Origin of the sequence: Brachyspira catarrhinii (assembly GCF_005518285.1) — a bacterium.
In the GTDB taxonomy this organism is placed as follows: Bacteria; Spirochaetota; Brachyspiria; order Brachyspirales; family Brachyspiraceae; genus Brachyspira; species Brachyspira catarrhinii.
Map to the genome: position 1 here is coordinate 1 of NZ_SJDU01000096.1, position 7022 is coordinate 7022.

The 7022-nt window shown below is 29.0% G+C and carries 6 protein-coding genes; 3 read left to right on the forward strand and 3 right to left on the reverse strand.

Annotation, left to right across the window (positions count from 1 at the left end):
* Positions 1–544: type III toxin-antitoxin system ToxN/AbiQ family toxin (locus EZH24_RS05100; protein WP_201798566.1), on the forward strand; the 544-nt coding region annotated here is incomplete at its 5' end.
* An 8-nt stretch (positions 545–552) separates the two neighbouring features.
* Here EZH24_RS05100 and EZH24_RS15025 read toward each other — a convergent pair.
* Positions 553–2307 carry a C-terminal helicase domain-containing protein gene (locus EZH24_RS15025; RefSeq protein ID WP_236847075.1) on the reverse strand — a complete coding sequence of 585 codons (1755 nt, stop codon included), beginning with the start codon at positions 2305–2307 and terminating at the stop codon, positions 553–555.
* Positions 2308–2337: 30 nt separating this feature from the next.
* Positions 2338–3813 (reverse strand): SNF2-related protein, encoded by a 1476-nt coding sequence (locus EZH24_RS15030; RefSeq protein ID WP_236847076.1) that lies wholly within the window; start codon positions 3811–3813, stop codon positions 2338–2340.
* 148 nt (positions 3814–3961) lie between these two features.
* Between EZH24_RS15030 and EZH24_RS05110 the strand changes: the two genes are divergently transcribed.
* Positions 3962–5155: a two-component system sensor histidine kinase NtrB gene (locus EZH24_RS05110; protein WP_137998050.1), complete on the forward strand. Its 1194-nt coding sequence runs from the start codon at positions 3962–3964 to the stop codon at positions 5153–5155.
* Positions 5148–6485 carry a sigma-54-dependent transcriptional regulator gene (locus EZH24_RS05115; protein WP_137998051.1) on the forward strand — a complete coding sequence of 446 codons (1338 nt, stop codon included), beginning with the start codon at positions 5148–5150 and terminating at the stop codon, positions 6483–6485. Before EZH24_RS05110 ends, EZH24_RS05115 begins: the two co-directional genes overlap by 8 nt.
* A 30-nt stretch (positions 6486–6515) precedes the next feature.
* Here the strand turns inward: EZH24_RS05115 and EZH24_RS05120 are convergent, their stop codons facing one another.
* Positions 6516–6980 carry a PTS sugar transporter subunit IIA gene (locus EZH24_RS05120; RefSeq protein ID WP_137998053.1) on the reverse strand — a complete coding sequence of 155 codons (465 nt, stop codon included), beginning with the start codon at positions 6978–6980 and terminating at the stop codon, positions 6516–6518.
* Positions 6981–7022: the final 42 nt, after the last annotated feature.

Below are 7022 nucleotides of genomic sequence, written 5' to 3' on the forward strand. Positions count from 1 at the left end.
TTTATCGGAGCGTTATTTTTTAATGGATTGGTTCGTTGTCGACAAAGACTATATAAATTATTTGATTAAATATGATAGCCGTGTCGGTTATGTGGAATATGGAGATAAATTAAAACTTCATGTAGGAATATTATTAACGATAAACAAATTTAATTATTATGTCCCAATTTCTTCGGCAAAACCCAAACATTATAAAATGTCCAATAAATTAGATTTTCACAAATTAAATGATATTCAAAACGGATATTTATATGCGGTTCTAAATCTTAATAATATGATTCCCGTTTCGAGAGACTGCATTACTCAATTAAAATATAATCAGATAGAAAACTTCCGAAGTTTTTTAAGCGAAAAAGAAAAGAACGATTATATTTATTTATTACAAAAAGAAAAAGAAATAATAGATTTATGCGATGAAATATTACGCAGAAAAGCAAAAAAGCTTTATAAAAAATGTAAGATAATGCCGAATTCTTCTCTTGCAAATAGATGCTGCAATTTTCGACTATTGGAAAGAAAATGCATCAAATATAAAAAACTATAATATATATTTTATTTAAAAAACTCTTCCCTCGCTATTAATTCCGACTCTTCCCAAAAATCAGTTTCCGCAAAATTAATATTCTCAATATCGCTATCTCCAATTATATTTTTAATCGCTTTTAGTATTTCAATATCTTTATTATTCTTAAACGCTTTTTCAATATCTTTAATTTGAGGCGAGCTAAATTGATTATATTCGATTCCTTTAATAATTTTTTCAATATATTCTTTATCGCTTAAAGAAATTTCAAAACTTATAACATTTTTATATCTTTCAAGCATAAGTAAAGCGTTCGGTTTATCATTAATCTTTTTAATATTTTTTCTTCTCTCAAATTGTCCGAGCAGACTTTCCGCTTTATCGCTCGGTTTGAATCCTTTTTCGTTTTCTCCCGCTTTCAAAATTTCAAATATATTTTTCGTATTATAATCCATAACCGAGTCTTTCAAAAGTCCCGCCAATATTCCGTTTTTTCCTCTCCTTATTTCAAGCAGTCCGTCAAAATTTTTTTCTCTTCCGATAAAAATTCCGTCTTCCAAATTTTTTATTTTTTCCAAAAATTTTTCGTCTCCCTTTAATTTATTATAAATATTTCTATATTCGATATCCCAGCTTTTATCGTCATCGTCCAAAATTTCCGCTTCTCTCTTTGTAGAAAGTAAAGAATTAATATCTTCGTCTTTTTGAAGTATTTTTGTGTCGTTTCCAAATATCGCGTTTATCAAAGTGAGCTTGAAATTAGCAATCTGCCAATTCTTAATATCTTTTTGAGCTTCGAGTCTCGGAATAAAATTGTGAATATAAATTTTATCGAAAAGTTTTTTGCCGATTCTGTTTATCCTTCCCACTCGCTGAATTACTCTTGTCGGATTATAAGGAATATCGTAATTTATTATAACTCCCGCTCTATGCAAATTGACTCCTTCCGAAAGCGTGTCTGTCGATATAAGCAAAAAATATTCGTCTTCTTGTTTGATTTCTTCGAGCGACGCGTCAAAATTTGCTATAACGGTTTCTCTGTTTTTTGATTCGGCGGTTGATTTTAAAGGTTTGAGTAAATCGTTCAATTCTTCGTCTTTACAAATCGATTCGTATAAATAATCTACCGTGTCTTTGAATTCGCTGAATATGATTATTTTTCTGTTCTCGTTTTCTTTTTTGAATTTTTTTAATTCTTCTTTTAATTTTAAAAATTTTTTATCTTTTTCGACTCCGATATTTTCCCAATCTTTTTTTATTCCTTTAAGTATTTCCAAATCGTTTTCAAAACTTTCAAAAAATTCTTTGCTTAAAACTTCTTTTACATTTTCAATTATATAAAGTCCTTCGTATTTTTTATTGTAATCTTCGTTTTCGTCTTCAAAAAAATCTTCGTAATCAATATCGCCTCTTTTATAAATCGGATAATAATTTTTGCCTCTCACAAATCTATTTATATTCTCATATTTTCCAATCATATTTTCAATGCTCTTTTTGAATGCAAAAATCGAACTTTCAAATCTGCGAACGAGCAAATGCCTCATAAATTTTGAAATATTATTTGAAGACAAATCTGCAAAATCAAAATTCGCGTCCTCTCCATAAACGGCTTTAACAATTTCCGCGCTTTTTCTTTTATCTTCGTTAGTTTCTTTTTTCAAATAAATCAAAGGCTTGTATCGGACGCCTTTAAATATATTAGAATTATTTTCAGCGTTATCTTTTTTATCATCTTCGTTATAAGGACTTATTTTTTCGAGCGTGTCGGAATATAATTTTGACAAACTCCCGAGATTATAATCATGCAACTTCGGTTATTCTACATCGTTAAATTCCGTTTTCTGTTCTTCCAAATCTTTTTTATATTCTATACTTTCAAGCAAATCCGTTCTCGTTCTCCTTATTATAATCGGACTTATCAATCCTCTTATTTTTTCAGCCAAAGCTTTACTTTTCTTTTTGCTTTCTTCTTTTGAAAATTCCGAATTTTTAAATTTCGATTTTATCTCTCGCTCTTCTTTCAATATTTTAATTTTTTCTTCTTCGATATTTTTATTTTTTGTAAGCAGTCTGTCGAAAATATCGATTAACGAAAATATATCGGAAGTCGTATTATGCATTGGAGTAGCCGTAAGGAGCATAACTTTATTTCCAAAGCATATTTTAGCTATCGTTTCGTAAGAATAAGTTTTGCTATTTACGAATCTATGCGCTTCGTCTATTATAATTAATTTCCGCTTTTTATTATTTTTAACATAATTATAAGCGTCATCCAAAAGTCCTACACTAAAAACTTTCGCTCTCATTTCAAATTCTTTATTATAACTTTCCCAAGAATATTTTATTTTTGGAGGACATATAATTACTATCTCGTCAATATTTTTCTTTAACAAAAGATTTTTCGCAACAACAGATGCTATTATACTTTTTCCCAAACCCACTACATCGGAAATCAAAACTCCGTTATAAATCATAATTCCGTTTATAGCGCTTTTTATAGCGTCAATCTGATATTTATAATCTTTGTATCTATAAGTCGAAGGCAAACATAATAATTTTTCTTTATTATAAAATTCAAAATATTCGTATATAACTTTAAGAAATATTTGATAAGGCAAACCGAAATCGTTTTCATTTTCTTCAATATCTATATCGTCTTTATCCGTAAGTTTAGCAATATTAAGAATTTTATTTGCATTATTGAAATCGACTATCGGATAAGCTTTATTCCATTCTTCTTCAAAATAATTATAAAGTTCGTTAAATCCGTCTTTGCAATATATATTAAGTTCTTTTCTGTCTTTAATTCCGCAATGTGTAAAATTACTTGAGCCTATTAAAAAAGCGTTTCTTTCCGCTTCTTCGTTGTATTTAAATAAATATAATTTGGCATGCATATCTTCCAAAGTTTTTCTAATTTCGAGAGTTTTATTTTCGCATTTATATTTGAATAATTCTATTATTGGAGAATATTTTTCATTTTCGGATAAAGTGAATTCTTTAAAATCGTTCATAGTTTTATCGTTATCTTTTTCGTTGTCAAAATATAACACTCTCGTTTCTTTATCTATATTCATTCCGATAAGTATTTTTACTTTAGCGTTTAAAAATATTTTTTTAGCGTTTTCATTTTCAACTATATACGAAAATACTTTATAAAAACAATAAGCTGTCAATATGCAAATTTCTTTTATATTATGAATATCGTTTTCATTATCGTTATTATAAAACTGTTTTTCAAAATATTTAAGCAAACTTTTTGATTCTTCCGAGTTGTCAACCAATATCATAAATAAATTTCCTATTATAATTAATCAAATTTATATAAAGTAAAACATTAATATTAAAATATTATAATAAATTTAGTTAAAAAACAATAAAATTAATAAAAGCTCAATAAACTATTGAAAGTTTTTTATTTTCTAATATACTTTAAAAATGAATAGAGCAAACCAATTTTTCGATAAATTTTTAAAGAACTTCGATAAAGTTTCGGATAACGAAAAAAAAAGAATATTTGAAAGGTTATCCGATTTATGCTATTCTCAAAATACGATTATTGAAAATTTGGAAGAGGGAATCGTTTCAATAGACATAAACGGAATAATTCAGGGAATAAACAAAAAAGCCTGTTTTCTATTTTCAATTCCAAGAAACTGCGAGAACGAGCCTCTTTCAAAATATTTATCCGACAGCGAAACGGGAAAAATAATTTTAGAGCTTATAAAAGAAAACGATTCGGATACCAAATTATTAAGAGACGACGATAATAAAAGAATTCTTCAAATAAATATATTTCCTTTGGGAGAGAGCGGAAGAATAATAGGAACTTTGATAAAGGCTTTCGACATAACTCAAACCTACGAAAATTCTCAAAAACTTAAAAGAGCCGAGCAGTTGGCTTCGCTTACAACTTTGGCTGCGGGAGTCGCTCATGAAATAAAAAATCCTTTGGGTTCTATTTCAATATATATTCAACTTATCGAAAAAATCATTAAAAAAAATATCGACAATTCTTCTCAATGTTTTTCCGAATTAAAAGATTATTGCGCTATCATTAAAGAAGAGATTGGAAGACTCGAAGATACGATTAACTCTTTTTTATTTTCGGTTAGAAAGTTGGAGCTTAATTTGGAAGAGACAAATATAAACTCTTTAATTTTATCGACTATAGATTTTTTGAAATACGAAATTGAAAATAATAATATAAATATGGAAATTAAATTCGACAGAGACAATTTGATAATGCGAATTGACGAAAGATATATAAAACAATCTTTAATAAATATCATTCAAAACGCCATAGATTCGATTTTGGAAAAAAGCGAAAAAAATTATAAGAAAGAAATTCAAATAAAATTAAAAACAGTCGACAACTTTGCTTTAATAACGATAAAAGACAACGGAATCGGAATAAAAGAAGAATTATTGCCAAAAATTTTCGAGCCTTATTTTACTACAAAGAGACATGGAACGGGACTCGGACTTACCAATGTCGCTCGAATAATCGAAGCTCATAACGGAAATATAAATATAGAAAGCGAATACAAAAAAGGAACGAAAGTTATAATAAAACTTCCTCTAATGCAAGAAAATCAAAAATTTTTAAAAACGGATTTATTATATGGCTAAAATACTAATAATAGACGATGAAAAAAATATAAGAGACGGAATAAAAAAATCTTTGGAATACGAAGGTTATGAAGTGGCAACCGCGGAAAACGGAGACAAAGGAATAGATTTAGTTTATAAAGGCGGAATAGATTTGGTTATTACCGATTTGAAAATGCCAGAAAAAACGGGAGAAGAATTTTTAAAAGATGTTTTAGATTTCGACAAACATATTCCCGTGATAATTTTAACGGGACATGGAAATGTCGAAACGGCGGTGGATATGATGAGACTTGGCGCTTACGATTTTATGACAAAACCTTTCAATTTGGATAAAATGCTTTTGATAATAGCGCGGGCTTTGGAAAGCAAAAATATAAAGAAAACCAACGAAACTCTTGAAAAGCGAGTCGATTATCATGAAAGTTTTTACGGAATGATTGGGCGTAGTTCTAAAATGCTAAAAGTTTATGAAGCGATAAAACAAGTAGCAAGAACGAAAGCTACCGTTTTAATAGAAGGAGAAAGCGGAACTGGTAAAGAGCTTGTCGCAAACGCTATTCATCAAATTTCTGACAGAGCAAAACAACCTTATATAACTGTAAATTGCGCTGCGCTTTCAGAAGGAGTTTTGGAAAGCGAATTATTCGGGCATGAAAAAGGCGCTTTCACTGGAGCGATTGATAAAAAAATCGGAAGATTCGAAGCGGCTAATAAAGGCACGATTTTTTTGGACGAAATTGGCGAAATTAATCAAACCGTTCAAGTTAAACTTTTAAGAGTTTTGGAAGAGAGAGTTATCGAACATGTAGGCTCGAACACTCCGATAAATGTCGATATAAGAGTAATAGCGGCTACAAATAAAAAATTATCGGAAGAAATCAAAACGGGAAAATTTAGAGAAGATTTGTATTATAGATTGAATGTTATAAAAATCGAAATGCCTCCTTTAAGAGATAGACGAGAAGATATTCCGATTCTTATAGATAATTTTATCAAAGAATTTTCCGCCGTTCATTCTATAGAAATTAAATCCGTTGATAAAAAAGTTTATAAAATATTGTCGTCTCTTCAATGGGAAGGAAATGTGCGGGAATTAAGAAATATGATAGAGACAATGGTTGTAATGTCGAGGGACGGAAAAATTGAAGAAAGCAATATTCCAGATTGGGCATTAAAATCGGATAAAGAAATTTTTTCAGTCGATAAAGATTTAACTTTGGAAGAGCTTGAAAAAAAATATGTCAATTATTTATTAAGCCGAAACAATTTTAACAAGGCTCAAGTTTCAAAAATTCTTGGAATAGAGAGAGCCACGCTTTACAGAAAATTAAAAGATTATAGCGATTAAATTTTATTTCTTAAATTTATTTTTCAATTTTTATTTTACTATAGTCATAATCAAATCGCCGACTTCCACATCTCTCGGTTCGGTTTTGATGCATTCTTTCAATTCGGTAAAATTTGAAATAATTATAGGAGATGTTATATCGTATTCTTTTTCGACTTCCTCTTTTTCAAATTCAATTAATAAAGTTCCAGCTTTTACTTTATAGCCTTCTTTGACATGCGATTTAAAATATTTCCCTTGCAATTTAACCGTATCCATTCCTATATGTATAAGAATTTCGACTCCTTTAGTTTCCAAACCTATCGCGTGATTTGTGTCTATCATAGTTATAACTTCGCCGTCTATAGGAGAGAAAACTTTTCCGTCCGCGGGAATTATAGCCATTCCGTCTCCCAAAGCTTTAGTTGAAAACGCTTCGTCTTTCACTTCCGTTATGTCGATTAATTTGCCTTTTATAGGACTTTTTATTTCAATTTTTTTTGTGAATAATCCCATTTAATAACTCCGTTTAATTTAATTTTTAATTGCAAACAATTT